Source organism: Planococcus daihaiensis, assembly GCF_049262615.1.
Taxonomy (GTDB): Bacteria; Bacillota; Bacilli; order Bacillales_A; family Planococcaceae; genus Planococcus.
In genome coordinates this window covers 196,368-220,166 of the sequence record NZ_CP175504.1, presented here as the reverse complement: position 1 = coordinate 220,166, position 23,799 = coordinate 196,368, and the positions used below count along the sequence as shown (strand labels likewise).

Genomic DNA, 23,799 nt, shown 5'->3' with positions numbered 1-23,799 from the left:
CAAGTTCAGTTATACTATCGTATTCATTCTAAAGAAGTTTGTTCAGTTTTTCAACCATAAACCGCTAGGGGGAGCAGTCTTGTTATTTGCAGACATTCTTATCATTATTTTAAAAGCTGTGGACGGCGAGCGGACCATTTCCTCTCCCTATCACTTGTTAAAAGGAAAAAAGTCCGGCCAGACCATTCAGGATATCGGCTATTATAAGCTCCATCCATTTTTTGGGCTGCTGCCCCGGCTGGAAAAAAGGGATTACGACAAAGCGGTGCAAACCCTCTTTGAGGAAGGGTTGATCGTGGTTGATGTCGAGGTTGTGCGGGTTACCGAAAAGGCGGGAACCTATAATCCGGCGCCAAACTTATTAAATGGCTGGAAGTACCGGGGGAAAGAACAATTGTTTATGGCCCGTTTATCTCTCGCTGTTCAAACTTTCTCTCACATTCATCAAAACAGCAGGGTGTTTGAACCCGTCGTTATCGCGGATGATATTCAGCGCTGGGTTAAATCCTATCTCGCAAGAATTGATTTTCGACAGGCTGAAAGCTGCCAACGGTTCAGGCAGGAAATTGCGGACAGCCTCGCTTTAGTAAAAGTGGACAATCAGCAAAAGATGATTGTGATGCAGCGCCTTTCAGGACACAAACTCGGTGGGCTGACGTGGGAGCAAATTTCCCTCGCGAGTGGGCAGGGCATTATTGATGTTCAGCTGCAGGCCATTGAAACCTTGCACGGATGGATGGAAGCCATCGAATCCGGCAACTTTCCTATGTTGAAAATCTTGCTGGAGGGGGTCATTCAACAATCGTCTTTGACAGAGACTGCCAAACGGACAGAAGGTTATTTCAGGAACGGCCGTACGCTGGAAGAAATTGCTGCGCTTCGCGGGTTGAAAACAAGTACGATTGAAGATCATTTTGTCGAACTGGCCATGAATGACCCCGGCTTTGATATTCTCGCTTTCATGGACAACTCCCTGTTCAGCAGGATCGTCTCAGTCAGTCAGGAAAACAACACCAAAAGGCTGAGGGATATAAAAGAGCAAGTACCGGAAGCATCTTATTTTCAAATTCGGCTGGCTTTGGCCACTAAGGGGGAAAACGGATGAATTTGGAAGAAACACTCCTGAAAACTTATGGCTTTTCCTCATTTCGGCCTGGCCAAAAAGAAGTGATTGAAAAAATTCTTGCCGGTCAGGATGTTATAGCCCTGCTTCCGACGGGGCTTGGCAAATCAATGTGTTATCAACTGCCTGCTCATCTGCTCGAAGGAAGCGTTTTGATCGTCTCGCCGCTGTTGTCCTTAATGCAGGACCAGGTGGCCCAATTAAAGAAAATGGGTGAAAAATCGGTGACGGCGATCAATTCCTTCCTTGATCCCCAGGAACGGATGTACGTGCTGAACAATCTCGGCAATTACCGCTTCATTTTTGTCTCACCGGAGATGCTTGTTCAGCCTTATATCAAAAAAAAGCTGGGAGAGGTCCGGATTGCGCTATTGGTCGCTGATGAAGCGCATTGCATTTCACAATGGGGATTCGATTTCCGGCCGGATTATTTGCGGATCGCAGAAATTTTGCCAGCCATCGGATATCCGCGAGTGCTGGCGCTCACTGCCACCGCCACATCAAAAGTAACGGAGGAAATAAAAAAATACCTGAAGATCACCGATCCTTTCATTTACAGCCATCCGATGGATCGGAAAAACATCGCTTATGACATCCGGAAATTTGCCAATGGCAATGAAAAATTGGCCTGGCTGTCTTCCTTTGTCGCTGACAATAAGGGACCCGGCATCATATACGCCGGAACACGGAAAAAATCCCAGGAATTATCCGGTTTGCTGAATTTGGCCGGCATCCGAACTGCTTATTATCACGGGGGCATGGAGCATCAGGATCGGATTTTTGTGCAGCAGCAATTTCAGAATGGTGAATTGGAATGGGTCTGTTCGACAAACGCATTCGGCATGGGAGTTCACATTCCGGATATCCGTCATGTGATCCATTTTCAGATCCCGACATCCATTGAAGGCTATGTCCAGGAAGTGGGCAGAGCGGGAAGGGATGGCAGCCCGGCACTCGCCACGCTGCTTTATGCAAAGGGAGACGAAGAATTGCTCCAAAGCCTTATACTTGATGACCTGCCGACAAGGAACGAAATCAGGGAAATTTACCAAAGCGGCGATAACTCTGCCCAATTGGTGGAAATGGGTATTGTCAGGGAGACCTCGCTAAAAGTTGTATCCTACTGGAAAAACCTGATTTCTGAAAAAGAGACGATGCACCAAATCGAACAGCAAAAAATTGAAAAAATAAGGCAAGCGGATAAAATCAGGAAATTGGTGGAAATCAATAGCTGCATCAGGGAATATCTGGTCGAAAGCTTTGATCAGAAACTGGAAGACAAGCCCCCGAACTGCTGTGTCAATGACGGACTGGATTATAATCGTATTTTGGAAATTAGAAATAAAGTCGTTATCGAGATTCCAGAAACATGGGAAAGTCGTTTACAGGCTATATTATCATGTTAATAATGTATTATTATGGCATTTACAAATGGGACTTTTTTCGTCATAATGGAGATATTAGATAAGAATGGGGTAATTCACATATGGACAAAAAAAATTATCGGGAATCCCTGGAAAGGGACCGCCAGGAAATCAATGGAGAAAACACGTCAACTCTGTCACGGAGAGCGCACCGGCAACCCGGAAAACAAAAATCCCCTCAGCGCAGAAATCTCTTATTGCCGGGCTTATTTTTTATTTTTATCCTCATCCCAGTTTCGATTTTAATATATGTAGCTTTCTTTTATGTGCCGGATGATACGTTGATCGGTGCGGAAAATGAAAACGAAGTGAGCTTTGAAAAGACGTCACCATCCGAGAAATCCGAAGTCCTTGTTCCGGAAGAATTGGAAGAGGAAGATTCTGACAACACTGAAGAGGCGGAAGAGGACAAACAATCTTCTGATGCTGCTGTGAAAAAAGAAGAGAAACCTGAGAAAATTGTAAAAGAAGAACCGGCTGAAGAGCCGACAGAACCTGCAGAAACCGAGAAGCCTGCAGAAACAGAAGCTCCTGCAGAAGAAACACCTGCAGCTGCGCCGGATGAGCCAGCAGAAGAGGCGAATTCAGAACGTAAAACGGTCATCGTCAAAGAACAAGAAACTTTGTATCGCATAGCTGTCAATAATTACGGAGCATCGGGAGCTGGCGCTGCAGTTGAAAAGATCAAACAGGCCAATGGCTTAGGCTCCAACGAAATCTACCCGGGGCAAACGTTAATTTTGCCTTAAAAGAGGGTATTCAATAGAAATATAAGATACAGAAACGAGGAGTGGGCAAATGTTCGTAAAGAGCGCAATGATCAAAAAAGAAAAATGTTATACAGTCAGTCCGGGGGAATCGGTTCAAGTTGGACTGGATTTATTGGAAGAGTACTCGGTTGATGCGCTGCCGGTCGTTGAAGGAAATCAGTTCAAAGGCATTTTCACCTGGTACCACGCTTATAAAGCCTTTTTCAATGCAGAAAAGAGCAAGGAAGACTACATAAGGTCTACCAAAATCGAAGATATTTTTGTGAACGAAGATGTTTTTCTCAGTGTGGATGACGTTTACGAGAAGGCGCTGGTAGAATTGAGTGATTTCCCAATCATTGCCGTAGTGGAAGAAGGGGAATTTCTTGGAATCGTCACCCGTTTTGACCTGGTAAATCAGCTGCAGAGCGCTTTCGGGATGAAGAAGTCCGGTTACCGGATCACATTTACCGCTGTGGAATCGGAAGGCCGTATCGGTCGCCTCGGAGAATTAATCGAGAAGTACAAAGAATCGGTAATCTCCTTGGTTACATTTGATGAAACCGACAAACTTGTTCGAAGAATTGTACTGAAGATCCGCAAAAAAGATAATATTGATAAATTCGTCAAGGAACTCGAGAAATCCGGATTCCGTGTACTGGATATTTCAGAGGATTAATAGCAAAATAAAGAGGCATAAGCAGAATTTGCTTATGCCTCTTTATTGGTTGGAGGAATGGTGCATATGAAATACATCTTGGGCACGGGAATCATATCAGCAGCAGTCCTGCTACTTTCCATGGCGAGAAATGCGAATAATATCAAAGAACGGCGACACCGCATCAAATTGAAGACGACAAAAGGGTTTCATCCTTTCCGCGTGGTTTTCATCGCGGACATTCACCGCCAAAAGTTGCCTGAAGACTTTCTCGATTTTCGGGCCGATGCCATCATCATCGGTGGAGATTTGACTGAGCGGGGAGTGCCGTTGAAGAGGACAGCCCACAATTTGCGGGTTTTGACCGGAGCCGCACCGGCATATTTTGTGTGGGGCAATCATGACCAAAATGTGGGAGAGCGCAAGCTCCGCAAATTACTTGATCATTTTAATGTGAAGGTTATGGATAATGAATCGGTTGAATTATTCGGGCAAGCCCATTTGAAATTAGTCGGCATTGATTATTTTGGTGACCGGGAAATTAAACTGGAAAAAGCTTTTGCCGATGTACAACAAGAAGACACGGTGCTATTTGCTGCACACACGCCCGCTATTTTTAAATTTCTGCATCCAGCCGGCAATCCCCAGCTGTTAATGGCAGGCCATTTGCACGGCGGCCAAATCCGACTGGGCAAAATCGGGTTATATAAAAATGGTTCATTGAAAAAAAGCGGTTCAAGGTATGAACTCATCACCAATGGCTACGGTACGAGTACCCTTCCCCTGCGGTTGGGCGCCGAAGCCCAATATCATGTACTGGATATTTATCCGGAGATGATTTAACGCTTTGGCGAGTGGCATTGATGAGCAAAATCTTTTATGCTGATATAGATAAAGAAATTCGATTGGCAGGAGTTGGCGGGAATGGAAACAACAGATGTTGTAATTATTGGCGGTGGTCCATGTGGCCTTTCTGCCGCTATGGAATTGAAACGAGCGGGGCTTCAGGCCGTTGTCATCGAAAAAGGCAATGTGGTCAATGCAATCTATCAATATCCGACTCACCAGACCTTTTTTAGCTCCAGTGAGCGTTTATCCATAGGCGGCATTCCGTTTATAACGGAAGAAAGAAAGCCGAGAAGAAATCAGGCGCTTGTTTATTACCGCAATGCGGTAACGATGTCCGGCATTGATGTAAGGCCTTATGAAACGGTAATTTCGGTCAGCAAAGACGACGATTTCACAATCACCACGACAAAAGGGGTCTACCGCTCCAAATACGTGGTGGCTGCAACGGGATATTATGACCAGCCGAACGCATTGGAAGTCGAAGGGGCTGAACTTCCGAAAGTGATGCATTATTTCAAGGAAGGCCATCCCTATTTCAATCAGGATGTATTGGTCATCGGCGGAAAAAACTCCGCTGTTGATGCGGCACTGGAATTGCATAAGGCTGGCAGCCGGGTTACGGTTTCTTATCACGGAACGAGCTATTCCAAGAGCATCAAGCCTTGGATCCTTCCGGAATTTGATGGCTTGGTCCGTAAAGGTGAAATACGGATGCTGTTCGATTCGATGGTCGACGGGATTACGGAAGATAGCGTTGAACTGACAGTGGATGACCGGAAGGAATTCATCAAAAATGATTTTGTCTTCGCGATGATCGGCTATCATCCCAATCATGAATTTTTGGAGAGCATGGGCATTGTTCTGGATCCGGCTTCCGGCCGACCGGAATTTGACGAGGTATCCATGGAAACCGGAGTGGACGGACTGTTCATCGCAGGCGTCATTGCAGCAGGCAATAATGCCAACGAAATATTCATCGAAAACGGCCGATTTCACGGATTGCAGATTGCAGAAGCGATTCGTGGTAGGGAATTTGGAGATTGAATTGAGTGAATAAAGGAGCTATATGTGTTGAACTAATATTCTAAAGCAGCCGATATTGCGCAAAACAGCTTCGCTTGCCTGGGGGCTCGCGCTGAGCTAACTCGGTCTCGTTTCACTTCGCCCGAGTGGATCTCAGCACTTCGCTTGGTCCCCATGGCGTCTTCGCTGTTTTGCTCCATATCTTTAGAGAGTTTCCTAAGCGCAGGCGAATGCCAAAGGAGCAAAGGACGAGTGCTCTTCTCGACTTATTGCGGGAGGCAAAGATGGCACCTCCTTTGCGACGAGCTTGCGCAGGAGCATTATCTTTGCCTTGTCCAAAGCGCCAAAGCGATTTATAAAGTGAAATTCTTTAGTTCAATTTATATAGAAAATAATAGAATTAAAAGCATCGGAAGGAGATATACCCGTATGAAGAAAAAAGTATCATTGATCACAACAGGTGGAACGATCGCAAGCCGCGAAATTTCAAAAGGGCTGTTGAAATCAGGCGCAATTTCCGGCAAGGAGCTGGCGGAGTTATGCCAGCTTCCCGAGGATATCGAAGTGAATGTCATAGATGTTTTCCAACTGCCCAGCATGCATATTGGATTTGAACAGATGCTGGAAATCCAAAAGGCAGTTGAACAGGAATTTTTGGATGAATCGGTCAGCGGGGTCGTGGTGACACATGGCACAGACACTTTGGAGGAAACAGCATTTTTCCTTGATTTGACATTGGATGACAGTCGCCCAGTCGTCGTTACTGGGTCTCAGCGCTCACCGGAAGAAGTGGGGACCGATGTTTATTCGAATCTGAGAAATTCCATTAACGCGGCGGTTGATCTTACACTCCGGGATGTGGGAACAGTGGTGGTTTTCAACGAACGGATCTATTCGGCCAAATACGTGAAAAAAGTTCATACGAGCAATCTGCAAGGATTCGACTCTTTTGGGCACGGCTATCTGGGGATTATTGACAATGATAAAGTCAGGGTCTATCAAAAGCCGATTTATCGTGAAATACATAAGATCACAGAGGATTTGCCGAGGGTTGATATAGTGAAATGCCATTCAGGCCAGGACGGATATATGATTGATATGCTCGTAAAAGGCGGTTCTGCAGGCATTATTCTGGAAGCGGCCGGCAGGGGACAGGTTTCACCCCATATGGTTGAGTCGATTGCGGGAGCTGTGAAATCCGGTGTGTTTGTCATCTTGTCGACCAGCGCTGAAGAAGGCCATGTCTACCCATCCTATGGCTATCCGGGCAGTGCTCATGATCTTTTGGCCCAAGGGGTATTTCTCGGAAGTGATTATGACAGCAAAAAAGCCCGTATCAAACTGGCGGTCGTACTGGCTTCTTCCGCAGGAGTGGATGAGCTGACATTTTCTGTCTAGAACAATTTGGAAATGAGCAAAAAATTCCCAATATATCGTGATATACTGAAGATACTTTGAGCAAAGGAGCATCACGATGATCATTTTATTAACTGCAGCGATAGCTCCTAGCCTGGCATTATTCAGTTATTTTTATCTGCGCGATCAGTTTTCACAGGAGCCATCAAGATTATTATTTCAAAGTTTTATCTACGGAGCCGTTCTGACATTTCCTATCCTGTTTCTTCAATATGTATTTAATGAAGAACAAGTGTTCAGCCATATATTGACGAATTATATATTGTTCCCAAGTATTATCGAAGAGTTTTTTAAATGGCTGGTTTTATTGATCGCTATTTTCCGTCACGTGGATTTTGAAGATCCATATGATGGAATTCTTTACGGTGCAAGTGTGTCGCTGGGTTTTGCAACAGTGGAAAACATCCTTTATCTGCTTGAGTTTGGCACGGATATAGCATTTATCAGAGCGTTATTGCCGGTGTCGAGCCATGCGTTATTCGGAGTTGTGATGGGCTATTACTTTGGAAAAGCGAAATTCTCCCATGCGGGCGTCGAACATAAATGGCTGTTCCTGGCCTTATTTATTCCGCTTGTGCTGCATATCCTGTATAATGCAAGCCTCTACTTCAACGATAATTTTTTGGCCGGAGCAGCGCCGTTCATGCTGTTCCTTTGGTGGTTTGGCTTAAAAAAAGTGAAGCAGGCCCATTTATTGTCACTGTCTCATTACCATCATAGAAATTCCAAACTGCCTTGAGTTTTCGGCCCGGAAATGGGACCGGAGATTCCGGGTTTTTTTCTTTAGTGCAAAAACCGCCACTTCGCTGGTTTGCCTTACGCCTTTCAGAGCTGAACGGGCGCAGTCGCTTTTCTTATGTTAAAATATGTTGAATACATATGATGAGGTGACTTTTTTTGATGAAATCCATTCAAATAGCGCTTGACGGTCCAGCTGCGGCCGGTAAAAGCACGATTGCAAAAATAGTGGCAGAAAAACTTGGCTATATCTATATTGATACGGGTGCGATGTATCGTGCCATTACGTTAAAAGCTTTAAACGCCGGCATCGATCTGGCGAGCAGTGAACAAACTGGCAACTTATTGAGAAACACACAGATAGACCTGCAGCCTTCGGAAGAAGGACAGCTTGTGTTTTTAGACGGCAAAAATGTAACGGAAGATATTCGTTCACAATCCGTTACGAATTCGGTTTCGCTGATTGCTTCCCATGAATCCGTCAGGAAACGGATGGTGGAGTTGCAGCAGCAGCTTGCATCCGGAAGAGGTGTCGTGATGGATGGCCGTGATATCGGCACTGACGTCCTGCCAAAAGCTGAGTTGAAAGTGTTTATGTCGGCTACGGTGGAAGAACGCGCAAGACGCCGGTATGTTGAAAATACCAAAAGAGGATTTGATACGCCCCTTGAAGATTTACAGAAAGAAATAGCAGCTCGCGACAAAATGGACAGTGAGCGGGAAGTTTCCCCGTTGCGCCAGGCGGAAGACGCGTTGTACCTCGATACGACGAATTTGACGATTGAGCAGGCTGCAGCAGATATTTTAAAATTAGCGGAAGAGAGGTTGAAGTAAAGTGAATTTATATACATTCGGAAAAGTTTTGGTCAAAACTGCTTTAACCCCTCTTTACAGATTTGAAATCGTGGGCACGGAGAAGTTTCCGAAGCAAGGTGGAATCCTTCTTTGTTCAAACCATATTCATGCACTTGATCCGCCGGTAGTGGGAATGACTTCTCCTCGGACGGTGCATTTCATGGCGAAGGAAGAATTGTTTAATTTGCCGATTCTTGGCCGCCTTCTTCCGCAGGTAAATGCGTTCCCGGTTAAAAGAGGGATGAGCGACAGAGAAGCCCTGAGAAGCGCCCTTAAAATTTTGAAAAACGGCGAGGTTGTGGGATTGTTTCCCGAAGGCACGCGATCTACTGATGCTGTGTTGAAAAAAGGGCTGAGCGGTGCTGGTTTTTTTGCGCTCAGAGGCAATGCAGATGTCATGCCATGTGCCATCATCGGCCCTTATAAACCATTCCGCAAAGTGAAAGTGGTATATGGCGATCCGGTTTTAATGGCGCCATACCGTGAACAGAAAGCCTCGGCGGAAGAAGTGACAGCTGTTATCATGGCAAGTATCCAGAAGCTTCTTGATGAAAACACAAATAAATAAGGGTTAATTTTTGTTTTTATTAGAGAATTCGCATAAAATAGAAATTGGATAGTTTGTGAAGGAGGGCTACTTATGTCTGAGGAAATGAACATGATGGAAAACAGTGAGTTCCAAACTGGAGATCACGTAAAAGGTACAGTTGCTAAAATTGAAGAAAAAGCAGTAACCGTTACAATCGAAGGTGCACCTTTTGATGGTGTTATTCCAATCAGTGAGTTATCGAGCCTCCATATTGAAAAAGCGTCAGATTCAGTTCAGGTGGGCGACATACTTGATCTGGTGATAACGAAAGTGGAAGACGAAAACTTTGTTTTATCCAAACGTAAAGTGGACGCCGAACAAGCATGGGATAAGTTAGAAGAAAAATTTAACTCTGGTGAAATCATTGAAGCGGAAGTTAAGGACGTTGTCAAAGGCGGCCTGGTGGTCGATCTTGGTGTCCGCGGATTTGTTCCGGCTTCGCTGGTGGAAGATTATTTTGTCGAGTCATTTGAAGATTACAAAGGGAAAGTAATGACCTTTAAAATAGTCGAAATGGAAAAGGAAAATAATCGCCTGATCCTTTCTCATCGCGCAGTTATTGAAAAAGAAAAAGAGTCACATAAAATGGAAGTCATGGAACACATCGAGGCGGGTGATGTGATCGAAGGGAAAGTCCAGCGAATTGCATCATTCGGCGCATTTGTTGATATTGGCGGTGTGGATGGTCTTGTCCATATTTCCCAACTTTCACATGAACACATCGACCAGGTTTCAGATGCAGTAACAGAAGGCCAGGAAGTAAAAGTCAAAGTGCTTTCGGTTGATCGTGATGCGGAACGAATTTCACTCTCAATCAAAGATACTTTACCGGGTCCTTGGGATGAGATTGAAGAAAAAGCACCAAAAGGCTCCGTCCATGACGGCAAAGTCAAACGTCTTGTCAGCTATGGCGCTTTCGTTGAGGTATTGCCTGGTGTCGAGGGACTTGTCCATATTTCCCAAATTGCCCACAAGCATATCGCTACACCAAATGAGGTGCTCAGCGAAGGTGAAGAAGTTCAGGTGAAAGTACTGGACGTCAACAAAGAAGATAAACGCCTGTCATTAAGCATCAAAGAACTTCAGGAAAAAGAAGCTGAACAGAATTTCTCGGATTACGATATGCCGGAAGAATCCAGTGGCTTCTCCATCAGTGACGTTATCGGCGACAAATTAAAAGGATTTAAATCCGAATAAATGTCACGAGCACAGCGTAAGATGGACCATGTGAATTATGCATTATCTACTGGCCAGGGCAAAGGCAACATGTTTGATGACATCCGTTTTGTTCATCAGGCATTGCCTGACCTGGGAGTGGACGATGTTGATCTGCGCCCTAAAACAGGTGATTTGAACTTAAAATCACCTGTTTTTATTAATGCTATGACAGGCGGGGGCGGAGAACGGACAGAAAAATGGAATGCTATTTTGGCCAGGGTCGCCAGGGAAACAGGGATGGCAATGGCAGTGGGCTCTCAGATGTCTGCCATAAAAGATCCATCTGAAAGGCCTTCATTTGAAGTGGTCCGCAAAGAAAATCCGAATGGCATTATCTTTGGCAACCTGGGCAGCGAAGCCAGTTTGGATCAGGCAAAGCAAGCCGCTGAAATGATAGAGGCGGATGCCTTGCAGATTCATTTGAATGTCGTACAGGAATTGACGATGCCCGAAGGCGACCGGGATTTTAAAGGGGCATTGGAAAGAATACAGCATATTTCAGAATCGCTCCCCATTCCGGTAATTGTAAAAGAAACCGGATTTGGAATTTCTTATGAAACTGCATTGAAATTGGCTGGAGCTTCCGTTTCAGCAATTGACGCCAGTGGGTTTGGCGGCACCAATTTCGCGAAAATAGAAAACGAGCGCCGTTCCAGAAAGCTGGAATATTTTCAGGATTGGGGCATTCCGACTGCAGCAGCGATTATTGAAGTCAGAAGCGCCTTCAACGGCACTGTATTTGCTTCCGGAGGAATTACAGATGCACAGGATATGGTAAAGGCATTTCTTCTCGGAGCAGATGCCGCCGGATTGGCTGGAGCTTTCCTTAAACTTGCAATTGAAGAAGGAGAAAGCCGGCTCATTGAAAGTGTCACCGAGCTTCACGAAGATTTGGCGATGATGATGACCGCGCTCGGGGCTGCATCCATTCCGGAGCTTCGGAATTGCCCGGCCGTTGTATCCGGGAATTTAGCCAATTACCTGATGGTGCGGGGCTTCGATCCGGCTGCTTTTGCACGTCCTGGCAAAAACTGAATATTGCACCTTCAGAGAGGATGGACATTTACAGGATGCCATCCTCTATTTCGTGTATAATAGGCATATCAGAAGTGGAAGGATGAATAATTATGACAAAACCGACAGTAGCAATAGTCGGCCGTCCGAACGTAGGCAAGTCTACGATTTTCAATCGTATAGTTGGAGAACGTGTTTCAATTGTGGAAGATATTCCCGGAGTTACGCGTGATCGTATTTACAGTTCTGCAGATTGGCTGACACATGAATTCAATATTATAGACACAGGAGGCATTGACCTTCGTGATGAACCGTTTCTTGAACAGATTCGGCAACAGGCGGAAATCGCCATGGACGAAGCCGATGTCATCATTTTCCTTGTTAACGGCCGCGACGGAGTAACCGTGCAGGACGAACAAGTTGCCAAAATTCTTTTCCGTGCAAAAAAACCCGTCATTCTGGCGGTCAATAAAATCGATAATCCGGATATGAAATCGATGATTTATGATTTTTATACACTCGGTATGGGCGAACCCTATCCGATTTCGGGGTCTCACGGACTGGGGCTTGGAGATCTTCTGGATGAAGTTGCCAAAAACTTCCCGACTGAAGACGACGAGGAATATCCGGATGATGTCATCAAATTCTCGTTGATCGGACGACCGAATGTCGGCAAATCTTCTCTCGTCAATTCTTTCCTCGGTGAGGAACGGGTAATCGTCAGTGAAGTGGCAGGAACGACCCGTGATGCAGTGGATACGCAGTATGAATATGAGGAACAGCCCTATGTCATTATCGATACCGCGGGCATGCGTAAAAAAGGGAAAGTTTACGAATCTACAGAAAAATACAGTGTTCTTCGTGCTTTGCGCGCCATCGAACGATCAGACGTTGTACTGGTTATTCTAAATGCTGAAGAAGGCATTCAGGAGCAGGACAAAAAGATTGCCGGCTATGCACACGAAGCAGGAAAAGCAGTTATCATTGTTGTTAACAAATGGGATGCCATCGAGAAAGATGAAAAAACCATGAATGTCTTTTCCCGCAAGATCAAGGAACATTTCCTGTTCCTTGATTATGCACCGATCATGTTCGTTTCCGCTATAAGCGGCAAACGCGTCCACAGCATTCTTGAAACCATTAAGAAGGTCAATGAAAACCATTCGCGCAGAATCCAATCGAGTATTCTGAATGAAGTTATTGCAGATGCCGTGGCAATGAACCCTGCACCATCGGATAAAGGGCAACGACTGCGTCTGTATTATGTGACGCAAGTGGCAATTCAACCGCCAACTTTTGTGGTCTTTGTCAATGAACCTGATTTGATGCATTTCAGTTATATAAGATTCCTCCAAAACAGAATCCGAGAAAGTTTTGACTTTGAAGGCACGCCTCTTCATCTTATTACCCGTGCCCGCACTTAAGGAGACAAAGGTGGTTATTTAATTATGGAAAAAATTACTGTCTACGGAGCTGGCAGCTGGGGCACAGCCTTAAGCTATGTACTGGCGCAAAATGGCCATGATATTTTATTGTGGTCGCACCGGACGGAACAGGCCGATGAAATCAACCGGCATTCAAATGAACGTTATTTGAAAGGCATCAAGCTTCCTGACAGCCTGAAGGCAACGAGCAGCCTTGAAGAAGCGGTACACCACGCAGACGTGCATATTCTGGCCGTTCCGACAAAAGCGATGCGGGAAGTCAGTTCAGATATTTCAAAACTGATTCAGAAGCCATGTCTTTTCGTCCATGTGTCCAAAGGGTTAGAGCCGGACTCGTTAAAACGGGTCAGCGAACTGATCCGTGAGGAAGTTCCAGCACAATGGATAGAAGATCTGGTGGTGTTATCGGGTCCGAGCCATGCGGAGGAAGTTGTATTGGAGCACCCGACAACTGTTACTGCTGCCTGTGAAAATACGAAGGCAGCGGAACGTGTTCAGGATTTATTCATGAACCAATACTTCCGTGTTTATACGAATACCGATGTAATCGGCGTTGAAATTGGCGGAGCCCTGAAAAACATTATTGCATTGGCTGTGGGAATCACGGACGGTCTTGGTCTCGGCGATAACGCAAAAGCGGCCATCATGACACGGGGGCTTGCTGAAATAGCGCGTCTTGGTGTGAAGATGGGGGCTACGCCTTTGACGTTTTCAGGACTGACCGGTGTAGGCGACCTGATCGTAACGTGCACAAGCAAACATTCCCGGAATTGGCGTGCCGGCAATATGCTCGGCAAAGGCAAGTCGCTCGATGAAGTGCTCGAAGAAATGGGCATGGTAGTCGAAGGGATCCGAACTACAAAAGCGGCTCATCAAATGGCGAAAGCCTATGAAGTGCCGATGCCGATAACGGAGGCGCTTTACAGCGTTCTGTTTGAAAATGTTCCGACAGAAGAAGCGGTCGGGCATCTGATGGGACGGATGAAGAAAAACGAGATGGAAGATCTGATAGATCTGCTATAATTTCAATTAAAAAAGTGGTGCATCTGCGCCACTTTTTTATGTTGCCAAAAATGAAGGATCCACCTTCCGCAATTGTCCTCGCTCCGTCAAATTCTCCACGGGCACTAAGGCTCGTCTTATGCTATACTATGGACTGAAACTGAACGAGAGGCGGCTGTTTTATGGATGCATTGGAAAGAATGTGGGTATCATTTGCCGGTATTGCTTTTTTGATAATTTCAATGGGAATGATTTATTTAAGCAGATACAAATTGAAGAATGGCATTGTGAAATTTATTTTTGCCCTGGTTGCATATATATTGTTGATACTTGGATTCTTTATCATGGTTTTCACAGTATTCAGTGGACCAACCGGCGGCGCATGAGGTGAAGATGATGAAAAAAACTTCTCTTTTCTTACTGCTTGTATCTATTGCACTCTTTCTTAGTGCGTGTATGTTTCCGGAGAGTGAGCGGGCGGAAAATCAGATTCCATATGAAGATCAATTGATCAATGTGCAAAATGCAGTGAATCAGTACCGCAACACAAACGGAGGTTTATTGCCGATCAAAACACGGGATATGGATGTGGATCAATTCATCAAATACCCAATTGATTTCGCGAAAATCGTGCCAAGTAATATGTCAGAGATCCCTAAAAACGCTTTTGAAACAGGTGGGATATTTCAATATGTCCTAATGGACGTGGATGAAAACCCCACCGTTAAACTAGTGGATTTGCGCATTGCTGAAGCGATTCGCACCGTCAATATCCGGAAAAGCGCGAATGGCGGGCGAGCTCCTATTTCCGAGATCATTGCAGATAACGTCTATAAGTTTAATTATGAGGTAATGGGTTTTGATGAAGAGCCGACAGTTATAAGCCCCTACAGCGGAAGAAATCTCCCGCTTGTGATAACAGGCAGCGGAGAGGTTTATGTCGATTATTCAATGGACCTGTTCTCCGCTTTACAAGAATATGAAGGGGACATCGAAGAAGGGCAGGACATCCGGTTTCTGCTCTACGAAGACAACCCGGTTGTGCCTGCATATTCACTCCCATATACGATTGATGAAAACCGGGAACCGATCTTCCTAAATGAGTAAAAAGCGTTGTTTTATCAAGGTTTTTGATAGAAAACCATTCTTTTTAGAATATTTTGTCAGTATTTGACCGGAAACTGCTCAAACCGCGCTGTTAGTGGTTGCTATGCGTTTTTCAATATGATACTCTTTTTACAGGATTGATGGTAAACATCCCCTTTGAGAGGAGGTGAATAGCATGAACAAGACAGAATTAGTGAACTCCGTTGCTGAAGCAGCTGAACTTTCACGTAAAGATGCTGCGAAAGCAGTTGACGCTGCTTTTGAAGCGATTCAAGGCGCATTAACTAATGGTGATAAAGTACAGTTGATCGGTTTTGGTAACTTCGAGGTACGCGAACGCGCAGCCCGTAAAGGACGTAACCCACAAACTGGTGCTGAAATCGAAATCGCTGCAAGCAAAGTCCCTGCATTTAAACCAGGTAAAGCGCTTAAAGACGCAGTGAAATAAGCTACAATGCTGTACATAGAATGGCTCCGGCGGAATGCAGATTCCACCGGGGTCATTCTTTTTGATTGCTGCACCCTGTGGAACGGGCGTCAATTTTGCGAAACCCCCTCTCATGTGCTAAGATTCTTATGCTAAGATGGTTGAGTCAGTAAAATACACTTGGATAAATCACTGGATGTAAGCGCAATTTTTAGATTGCTCTTATCGATGGTAGAATTTTTTTAATTTTATTATAAATGAAATAGAAATACATACAACACAAGGTATGCGAATATGCTTTTACAGGAGGAACCAATGTGACCGATACGGAATTGCAAAATGTTGATCTGGAGAAAATTGAGAAGGCTGTTTCAATGATTTTGGAAGCGGTGGGAGAAGACGTTTCGCGCGAAGGCCTGCTTGATACACCGAAACGGGTCGCGAAAATGTACGCAGAAGTCTTTTCCGGGCTGAAAGAAGACCCGAAAGAATTCTTTAAAACCGTTTTCCATGAAGGGCACGAGGAATTGGTTCTGGTAAAAGATATCCCGTTTTACTCCATGTGCGAGCATCACCTGGTGCCTTTTTTCGGCAAAGCGCATATCGCTTATATTCCACGGGATGGCGTAGTGACCGGATTGAGCAAATTGGCCCGTGCAGTTGAGACAGTGGCAAAACGTCCCCAGCTGCAGGAACGGATTACATCGACACTGGCGGATTCGATGATGGATACTCTCAATCCACATGGCGTCTTTGTAATGGTCGAAGCGGAACATATGTGCATGACGATGCGGGGCATCAAGAAACCCGGCGCTACAACCGTTACGGCGGTGTCACGCGGTGTGCTTGAAACAGACGCCATCAAACGTTCTGAAGTTATAACGTATATCAATAAAAATTAATAATTAGGGAAAGCAGGGGGAAATATGGCACAAACTGAATACATTGTAATCCGGGCACAAGAAGATGGCGTAAATGTCATCGGATTGACGCGGGGAAATGATACAAAATTCCATCATACTGAAAAATTGGATAAAGGCGAAGTGATGATTGCCCAGTTCACAGAACATACATCGGCGATGAAAATACGCGGCAAAGCGGAGATCCACTCTGCCCATGGTTTAGTCGAAAGTGAAGCCAAGAAATAGGACCAAATGGATGAAGCAGGGGTATAGCCTGTGGTATACTTATGTAGAACTTATGTAGAATTTCTAAATTACGAATGGAGCACGCAGTATGAATGACATACAAATACATTCGAAAATCACTCTATTGGAAATCGACGTCCTGCAGACTTTGCACCAGCGGACACTCGAAAAATATACAGCCGGCCCCGCAATTGACCGGGCTCGATTGTTCTTTTTACTATTGCCTTTTTTTGATGGGAAACAATGGTCTGAGGAAATGGAAGATTCAGCAAAAACTGTGGCGATCGTTTACGCAGCGCTCCATGCCCACGATCAGGTTAACGAAGTTTCACCAGTCAGCAAGAGCCAGCAATTGACGGTTTTGGCAGGGGACTTTTACAGTGGTATTTATTACCAATTACTCAGCAACACAAATAATATCAAGCTGATCCAATTATTGGCAAGCGGCATTATTAGTGTCAGTGAGAAAAAAGCTTCTCTTTATGAAAACACCGCCATGTCGGCAGCGGGTGTGGAATCGGCCGCAAACGTCATTGAAACGCGATTATTGAGTATTTACTATGACCATTACGGTTTTTCACCTTACAAGGCAATCGCAGTGCCGGCAATGGAATACGTCTACTTTTCAAATCAGCTCGATTATTTGCGCGACGGCCAGGAGACGAATCTTTTGCGTAAACTGAACCTGGCTTTGCCTTTGCCGTTATATTCAGAGCGATGGATTCTCGATAAACTGGATGCGCTCCATGCTGAATTGACTAAGGTTTTGGATAGCCATCCAATGGATTTTCGTATAAAAAACTTTATGCTTCATCAAATAACTCCGCATCAACAGTTAGCGGAGCAGCTTACCCGAGAAGGATGACAAAGATGCCAAAAACCAAAGAACAGCGAGTGCATGAAGTATTTGAAAAGATTTCACAAAACTACGACCAGATGAATTCGGTCATCAGTTTCCAGCAGCACAATAAATGGCGCAAAGACACAATGCATAAAATGCAAATAGCGCCAGGTGCTTCAGCCATCGATGTCTGTTGCGGAACGGCAGACTGGACGATTGCGTTGGCAGAAGCCACAGGCAAGGATGGCAGGGTTGTCGGACTGGATTTCAGCCAGAACATGCTGAATGTGGGCATTGAGAAAACCGAACATTTGCCCCAAGTCGAATTGGTGCAGGGCAATGCGATGTCTCTTCCTTATCCGGATAACTCATTTGACTTTGCGACAATCGGTTTTGGGTTACGCAATGTGCCGGATTACAAGCAGGTTCTTTCCGAAATGCACAGAGTTCTCAAGCCGGGCGGCATGATTGCATGCCTGGAGACGTCTCAGCCGGAAAGCTTTCTTTTTAAACCGTTTTTCCGTTTTTATTTCCGGTTCATCATGCCGGTATTCGGTAAGCTTTTTGCAAAGAGCTATAAAGAATATTCGTGGCTCCAGGAATCTGCAAAAGATTTTCCGGGCATGAAACAGCTGGCCAAGCTGTTTTCTGATGTAGGCTTTGAAAAGGTGAAATACAAGCCCTATACGGGCGGTGCGGCAGCACTTCATATGGGCATCAAAAAAGTAAAGTAGCGGGAGAAGGTTTTTAAGTGGAAAAGGTGAAGTTGAAATTGCTCTATTCCGACCTTAGACCGGAATTGGAAATGATTGAAAAAGAATTGGAAGTCGCTGTAGGCTCCAATTCACTCCTCCTTAATGAAGCTTCTCTACACTTATTGCAGGCCGGAGGGAAAAGAATCCGGCCTGTTTTTGTTTTGCTTGCAGGCAAATTCGGCGACTATAATGCCGATGTGATGAAGCAAGTGGCAGTGCCGCTTGAATTGATCCATATGGCTTCACTCGTTCATGATGATGTCATCGACGATTCAGAGATGAGACGCGGGCAGGCGACTGTTAAAGCGCAGTGGAATAATAGTGTAGCGATGTATACGGGGGATTTCATCCTGGCGCGTGCGCTGGAATATATTACTGTTATTGAAGATCCAAAAATCCATGGCATCCTATCGAAGACGATGATCGAAGTTTGCCGCGGGGAAATAATCCAAATCGAAGATAAATTCAAACTGGATCAAACCATACGTGATTATCTTCGCCGCATTAAACGGAAAACCGCTTTGCTGATTTCTTCCAGCTGTGAGCTCGGGGCAACTGTTTCGGGTACTGACGCAGAAACGGCAGCACGCTTGCGGCGTTTCGGGTATTTTATCGGCATGTCGTTTCAGATTACGGATGATATCCTGGATTTCACTTCTTCCGATGAAGAACTTGGAAAGCCCGCAGGCAGTGATTTTATCCAGGGCAATATTACTTTGCCGGTCCTTTTGGCGCGCAGAGATCCGGACATTTACAGCCGTTTGAAAAACGCGCTCGGCAAGGACATGTCGGATGATGAGCGCATGGAGATTGTGAAAATGATCCGAAACAGCCCCGCCTTGCAGGAGGCGAAAGTCATCAGCGACCAATACCTCAGTAAAGCCTTAAAAGAACTGAGCCATTTGCCGAAAGGCCATGCCAATAAAACGATGCGCAAAATCGCAATGTTTATCGGCAAGAGAAAGTTTTAAACAGGAGTTGACAATCTGCTCCATAATGATAGTATTTTTTAAGGTGGGCAACTTATGCCCGAGCTTTTAATAGAGGAGTGTTCATTAATGGAAAAAACATTTTTAATGGTAAAGCCTGACGGCGTACAACGCAATGTGATCGGAGAAATCGTTGCGCGTTTCGAGAAAAAAGGTTATAACCTTGCAGGTGCTAAATTGATGCAAATTTCAACTGAATTGGCAGAAGAGCATTACGGCGAACACAAAGAACGTCCATTCTTCGGTGAATTGGTTGAATTCATCACTTCTGGTCCTGTATTCGCAATGGTTTGGGAAGGCGAAAACGTTATTTTGACGGCACGTCAAATGATGGGCGCTACAAACCCTAAAGATGCAGCTTCAGGAACAATTCGCGGCGACTTCGCAGTCACTGTCGGCAAAAACATGATCCACGGATCAGATTCTGCTGAGAGCGCAGAGCGTGAAATCGGCTTGTTCTTCAAAGAAGAAGAATTGGTATCATACGAAAAAACAATGAGCAGCTGGGTTAACTAATCCGGTGAGAGAGGCAGCCTTCGGGTTGCCTCTTTTTATTTCCCTTTATTTCCAAATTTTCAATACACATCGGCATAGTTCACTTTCTCTGAATTTTCATATAGAATTGATGAAATATTATATGTTATAGTGATACATAAATACTTTAGTGCGTTGAAGGGGGAAAGCGTTTATGCGTTATTTGACAGCAGGAGAATCACACGGACCGCAATTGACAGCTATTATTGAGGGCTTGCCTGCACAGCTGCCGTTGACGGCCGAAATGATCAATAAGGAATTGAAGAGAAGACAAGGCGGCCACGGCCGCGGTCGTAGAATGCAGATCGAGACCGATACAGTGGAAATTGTGTCAGGGGTAAGGCACGGCAAAACCCTTGGTTCACCGGTTGCGTTAGTCGTTAAAAACGATGACTGGAAGCATTGGACGAATATTATGGGCATCGAACCGATTGAGGAAACAGATGAAGTGAAGCGCAAAATCTCGCGCCCGCGTCCCGGCCATGCCGATTTGAACGGCGGATTGAAATATGGCCACCGCGACCTTCGCAATGTGCTTGAACGTTCTTCCGCCAGAGAAACGACGGTTCGTGTGGCAGTTGGGGCTGTAGCGAAACAGCTCTTGTCGCAGCTGGGCATTGAAATGGTGTCCCATGTCACAGAAATCGGCGGCATCAAGGTTAATCCCGACAGCTATAACGGAAAAACTGTGGCAGAAATAAGAGAAGCTGTGGAGAAGGATGCAGTTTATTGTGCAGATCCTTCTGTCACTCAGCAAATGACTGATTTGATCGATGAAACGAAGAAAAATGGCGATTCAATCGGCGGCACAGTGGAAGTGATTGTGGAAGGAATGCCTGCAGGTATCGGCAGTTATGTCCATTATGACCGGAAGCTTGATGCGAAGATGGCAGCAGCCGTGATGAGCATCAATGCGTTTAAAGGCGTCGAGTTTGGCCTCGGTTTTGAAATGGCGCGTAAACCGGGAAGTGAAGTGCACGATGAAATCCTATGGAATGAAGAACAAGGATACACGAGAAAAACAAATAATCTTGGCGGCTTCGAAGGCGGAATGACGACCGGCATGCCGATCGTTGTCCGCGGTGTCATGAAGCCGATCCCAACCTTATATAAACCGCTTCAAAGTGTGGACATTGAAACAAAAGAGCCTTTCCAGGCAAGCATCGAACGTTCAGACAGCTGTGCTGTTCCTGCCGCTTCAATTGTGGCTGAACATGTGGTGGCCTGGGAAGTTGCAAATGCACTGCTGGAGCAATTTGATGCAGATCAATTGCCGCGCCTGCAGGACAATATCGCGAACTACCTGAGCTATACAAAGGAGTTCTGACAATATGAAGACGTTGACAGTGGAAGCAGCTCATCCTTATCAAGTCCATATTGGCTACGGCGCATTAAACGTACTGAAGGAACAATACAGCGAAATTCTCAATAAGGCCGATCGAATCGGCATCATTGTAGATGAAACTGTTGCAACATTGCATTTGGACCATTTCAAAACGCAGCTGGATGGTTCTGAAAAGGTGAAATACAAAGTGATTCCATCTGGAGAACAAGCTAAATCCATCGAAACTTATATGGATTGCCAAAGTTTTTTATTGGAGCAGGGGTTCTCGAGAAAATCCGTCATTTTGGCTTTTGGTGGTGGAGCGACCGGGGATTTGGCGGGATTTGTCGCTTCAACATTTATGAGGGGCATCCCGTTTATTCAGATTCCCACTACGATATTGGCACATGACAGTGCAGTTGGCGGCAAAACTGCCATCAATCATGAGCTCGGCAAAAATATGATTGGCACTTTTTACCAACCTGCAACTGTCATTTACGATACCCGCTTTCTGGCGACTTTACCGGACAAAGAAGTTCGTTCAGGAATGGCAGAAGTCATCAAACATGCTTTTATTTCGAATGAGGCCTGGCTTGATGAGCTATTGGCAATTAAAGATGTCAGCCGCTTGAGTGACGAAGAATTGGCGGTGCATCTGGAACGCGGCATTGCCGTAAAGGCAGCGATAGTCGAAGAGGATGAATACGAAACAGGCGTGCGGAAATATTTGAATTTCGGCCATACATTAGCTCATGCCATTGAAGCGGCTTCCGGGTATGGAAAAATTACGCACGGAGAAGCGGTTGCCATTGGGATGGCTTATGCTTTATATCTGTCAGAGCACGAAAAATTTCATCAATTTCTGGACTGGTGCAAGTCAAACGGTTATCCACTCGATTTGCTCCAAACGATCCCTTTTGAAAAACTGCAGAGTTATATGACAAAAGATAAAAAAACAGCCGATGGGTTATTGAATTTCGTTCTTCTTCACGAAACCGGCAGGCCGTATATGGAAACGGTCGATAATGAGAAGGCAGAGAATGCATACACCACGCTATGCGCAACGATAGGAGAGATGCATATATGATGATGCGAGGCATAAGGGGAGCTATTACTGTTGCTGCCGATCACCCGGATGAAATCTTGAAAGAAACAAAAAACCTGGTTTTGGAAATGGCCATGAAAAACGATGTGGATCCAGAACAGGTGGCATCGGTTATCATCTCGACAACAACAGACATTTCATCAGCATTTCCTGCTAAAGCAGTCCGCACGATAGAAGAATGGACATTTGTGCCGGTTATGTGCACACATGAAATGGATGTGCCGGGAAGTATGCCTTTATGCATCCGTGTAATGATGCATGCGAATACCGAAAAGAGCCAGCAGGAAATCAATCATATATATATGAATGACGCAGTGAAATTGCGGCCGGACCTTATTAAAGACAGCAAGGTGGGGGAACGGTGAAAACAAACATTCTGGTAATTGGCCTGGGACTGATCGGCGGCTCGCTTGCCAAATCATTGATGAGGCATGAGGACGCCATTATTTACGGTTATGACGCAGATGCTTTGACCGTCCGCAAGGCCTATAAAATGGGAATCATCCATCAGCCGGTGCTGTCTCTTGAAGAAGCTGCGGCAGATGCCAATTTTATCTTTTTTGCCACTCCGGTCGGCGCGGCAAAAAAACTGCTGCAGCAAAGCCGTTTCTGGAAATTACGGGAGGATGTCATTCTCAGTGATACCGGCAGCACGAAAATGGAAATAATGGAAACCGCAAAAACGCTGGAGCACGTGTTCATCGGCGGACACCCAATGGCCGGTTCGCATAAAAGCGGTGTTGAAGCGGCAAAAGAGGTCTTGTTTGAGAATGCCTTTTATATTTTGACGCCAGGCTCGCGTGCCGAAGAAGCGCATATCAACAAATTGAAGGATTTATTGGCCGTGACGAAAGCGAACGTTCATGTCCTGTCTGCGGAAGAACATGATCATATGACTTCCATTGTCAGCCATTTTCCGCACCTGATTGCGGCGTCGCTCGTTCATCAGCTGGACAGGGAGCAGGATTTTCCTTTTACGCGGCAGCTCGCGGCTGGCGGTTTTCGGGACATCACCCGCATCGCTTCATCAGATCCCGTGATGTGGCGAGATATCACCACCCAGAACAACAGCATGATCACGGAGCAGCTGGGGCACTGGATTGGTGAAATGGACAAATTGAAAAACCTGCTTGAAGCCAATGAAGAAGAACCGATCAGGCAGTATTTTGAAAGGGCCAAAACGGTCAGAGACCAATTGCCGATTGCGGGCCATGGTGCCATGTATTCGGTCTTTGATCTTTATATTGATATACCGGATGTTCCGGGGATCATCTCCGAATTGACCGGCTATCTTGCCGAGGAACAGATCAGCATCGTCAATCTGCGGATTCTTGAAACCCGGGAAGATGTTTTCGGCATCCTGGTGATGAGCTTCCAGACAGATGAAGATCGGCAAAAGGCTAAAGCTTGCATAGAGGCAAGAACGGTTTACGAAGTATATATTTCCTGAAAGGATGAGGCAGAGG

At 45.5% G+C, this 23,799-nt stretch carries 27 protein-coding genes; all 27 read left to right on the top strand.

Translation table 11 applies throughout. From position 1 onward, the window contains the following. The first annotated feature begins 79 nt into the window (after positions 1-79). The 27 genes from DHX103_RS01100 to DHX103_RS00970 all read left to right on the top strand — a co-directional run bounded on the left by DHX103_RS01100 (position 80) and on the right by DHX103_RS00970 (position 23,783). Positions 80-1,105 carry a helix-turn-helix domain-containing protein gene (locus tag DHX103_RS01100; protein ID WP_422123438.1) on the top strand — a complete coding sequence of 342 codons (1,026 nt, stop codon included), beginning with the start codon at positions 80-82 and terminating at the stop codon, positions 1,103-1,105. Continuing rightward, a complete protein-coding gene (locus DHX103_RS01095) occupies positions 1,102-2,529 on the top strand; it encodes a RecQ family ATP-dependent DNA helicase (RefSeq protein WP_422123437.1) in 1,428 nt (475 codons plus the stop codon). Before DHX103_RS01100 ends, DHX103_RS01095 begins: the two co-directional genes overlap by 4 nt. Positions 2,530-2,609: 80 nt before the next feature. Continuing rightward, positions 2,610-3,296: a LysM peptidoglycan-binding domain-containing protein gene (locus DHX103_RS01090; protein WP_422123436.1), complete on the top strand. Its 687-nt coding sequence runs from the start codon at positions 2,610-2,612 to the stop codon at positions 3,294-3,296. A gap of 49 nt (positions 3,297-3,345) precedes the next feature. Further along, positions 3,346-3,975, top strand: a complete 630-nt coding sequence (locus DHX103_RS01085; RefSeq protein ID WP_422123435.1) for a CBS domain-containing protein — start codon at positions 3,346-3,348, stop codon at positions 3,973-3,975. Between the two features lie 66 nt (positions 3,976-4,041). Beyond that, a complete protein-coding gene (locus tag DHX103_RS01080; protein ID WP_422123434.1) occupies positions 4,042-4,797 on the top strand; it encodes a metallophosphoesterase in 756 nt (251 codons plus the stop codon). An 81-nt stretch (positions 4,798-4,878) separates the two neighbouring features. Then, positions 4,879-5,847 (top strand): YpdA family putative bacillithiol disulfide reductase, encoded by a 969-nt coding sequence (locus DHX103_RS01075; protein ID WP_422123433.1) that lies wholly within the window; start codon positions 4,879-4,881, stop codon positions 5,845-5,847. A 408-nt stretch (positions 5,848-6,255) separates the two neighbouring features. Continuing rightward, on the top strand, positions 6,256-7,224 hold the full coding sequence (locus tag DHX103_RS01070; protein WP_422123432.1) for an asparaginase: 969 nt from the start codon (positions 6,256-6,258) through the stop codon (positions 7,222-7,224). A 76-nt stretch (positions 7,225-7,300) separates the two neighbouring features. Next, complete coding sequence (gene prsW, locus DHX103_RS01065) at positions 7,301-7,981, top strand: glutamic-type intramembrane protease PrsW (RefSeq protein WP_422123431.1); 681 nt, start codon at positions 7,301-7,303, stop codon at positions 7,979-7,981. 158 nt (positions 7,982-8,139) lie between these two features. Then, positions 8,140-8,814 (top strand): (d)CMP kinase, encoded by a 675-nt coding sequence (gene cmk, locus DHX103_RS01060; protein ID WP_422123430.1) that lies wholly within the window; start codon positions 8,140-8,142, stop codon positions 8,812-8,814. Position 8,815: 1 nt separating this feature from the next. After that, positions 8,816-9,403: a lysophospholipid acyltransferase family protein gene (locus DHX103_RS01055; protein ID WP_422123429.1), complete on the top strand. Its 588-nt coding sequence runs from the start codon at positions 8,816-8,818 to the stop codon at positions 9,401-9,403. Positions 9,404-9,475: 72 nt separating this feature from the next. Continuing rightward, positions 9,476-10,621, top strand: a complete 1,146-nt coding sequence (gene rpsA / locus DHX103_RS01050) for a 30S ribosomal protein S1 (protein WP_422123428.1) — start codon at positions 9,476-9,478, stop codon at positions 10,619-10,621. Between the two features lie 21 nt (positions 10,622-10,642). Further along, positions 10,643-11,677, top strand: a complete 1,035-nt coding sequence (gene fni, locus DHX103_RS01045; protein ID WP_422123427.1) for a type 2 isopentenyl-diphosphate Delta-isomerase — start codon at positions 10,643-10,645, stop codon at positions 11,675-11,677. 92 nt (positions 11,678-11,769) lie between these two features. Then, positions 11,770-13,080, top strand: a complete 1,311-nt coding sequence (gene der, locus DHX103_RS01040) for a ribosome biogenesis GTPase Der (RefSeq protein WP_422123426.1) — start codon at positions 11,770-11,772, stop codon at positions 13,078-13,080. 24 nt (positions 13,081-13,104) lie between these two features. Then, the gene (locus DHX103_RS01035) at positions 13,105-14,124 is read left to right on the top strand and encodes an NAD(P)H-dependent glycerol-3-phosphate dehydrogenase (protein WP_422123425.1); all 1,020 of its coding nucleotides are present in this window, start codon (positions 13,105-13,107) and stop codon (positions 14,122-14,124) included. Between the two features lie 161 nt (positions 14,125-14,285). Further along, complete coding sequence (locus tag DHX103_RS01030; protein WP_422123424.1) at positions 14,286-14,489, top strand: DUF2768 domain-containing protein; 204 nt, start codon at positions 14,286-14,288, stop codon at positions 14,487-14,489. Between the two features lie 10 nt (positions 14,490-14,499). After that, on the top strand, positions 14,500-15,210 hold the full coding sequence (locus DHX103_RS01025; protein ID WP_422123423.1) for a hypothetical protein: 711 nt from the start codon (positions 14,500-14,502) through the stop codon (positions 15,208-15,210). A 175-nt stretch (positions 15,211-15,385) separates the two neighbouring features. Further along, positions 15,386-15,658 (top strand): HU family DNA-binding protein, encoded by a 273-nt coding sequence (locus tag DHX103_RS01020; RefSeq protein ID WP_144837021.1) that lies wholly within the window; start codon positions 15,386-15,388, stop codon positions 15,656-15,658. A gap of 353 nt (positions 15,659-16,011) precedes the next feature. Beyond that, positions 16,012-16,539 (top strand): GTP cyclohydrolase I FolE, encoded by a 528-nt coding sequence (gene folE / locus DHX103_RS01015; protein WP_422124698.1) that lies wholly within the window; start codon positions 16,012-16,014, stop codon positions 16,537-16,539. Between the two features lie 24 nt (positions 16,540-16,563). Then, positions 16,564-16,785: a trp RNA-binding attenuation protein MtrB gene (gene mtrB, locus DHX103_RS01010; protein ID WP_422123422.1), complete on the top strand. Its 222-nt coding sequence runs from the start codon at positions 16,564-16,566 to the stop codon at positions 16,783-16,785. 88 nt (positions 16,786-16,873) lie between these two features. After that, complete coding sequence (locus DHX103_RS01005; RefSeq protein WP_422123421.1) at positions 16,874-17,650, top strand: heptaprenyl diphosphate synthase component 1; 777 nt, start codon at positions 16,874-16,876, stop codon at positions 17,648-17,650. A 5-nt stretch (positions 17,651-17,655) separates the two neighbouring features. Next, a complete protein-coding gene (locus DHX103_RS01000) occupies positions 17,656-18,360 on the top strand; it encodes a demethylmenaquinone methyltransferase (protein WP_422123420.1) in 705 nt (234 codons plus the stop codon). 17 nt (positions 18,361-18,377) lie between these two features. Next, a complete protein-coding gene (gene hepT, locus DHX103_RS00995) occupies positions 18,378-19,352 on the top strand; it encodes a heptaprenyl diphosphate synthase component II (RefSeq protein WP_422123419.1) in 975 nt (324 codons plus the stop codon). 87 nt (positions 19,353-19,439) lie between these two features. Further along, entirely contained in the window at positions 19,440-19,886 is a 447-nt protein-coding gene (gene ndk / locus DHX103_RS00990) for a nucleoside-diphosphate kinase (RefSeq protein ID WP_422123418.1), read from the top strand. A 172-nt stretch (positions 19,887-20,058) separates the two neighbouring features. Then, positions 20,059-21,231, top strand: coding sequence for a chorismate synthase (aroC, locus tag DHX103_RS00985; protein WP_422123417.1), 1,173 nt, complete (start codon positions 20,059-20,061; stop codon positions 21,229-21,231). A 4-nt stretch (positions 21,232-21,235) separates the two neighbouring features. Then, a complete protein-coding gene (gene aroB / locus DHX103_RS00980; protein WP_422123416.1) occupies positions 21,236-22,315 on the top strand; it encodes a 3-dehydroquinate synthase in 1,080 nt (359 codons plus the stop codon). Beyond that, positions 22,315-22,698: a chorismate mutase gene (aroH, locus tag DHX103_RS00975; RefSeq protein ID WP_422124697.1), complete on the top strand. Its 384-nt coding sequence runs from the start codon at positions 22,315-22,317 to the stop codon at positions 22,696-22,698. The genes aroB and aroH overlap by 1 nt, the downstream gene beginning before the upstream one ends. Next, positions 22,695-23,783, top strand: coding sequence for a prephenate dehydrogenase (locus DHX103_RS00970; RefSeq protein ID WP_422123415.1), 1,089 nt, complete (start codon positions 22,695-22,697; stop codon positions 23,781-23,783). The genes aroH and DHX103_RS00970 overlap by 4 nt, the downstream gene beginning before the upstream one ends. Positions 23,784-23,799: the final 16 nt, after the last annotated feature.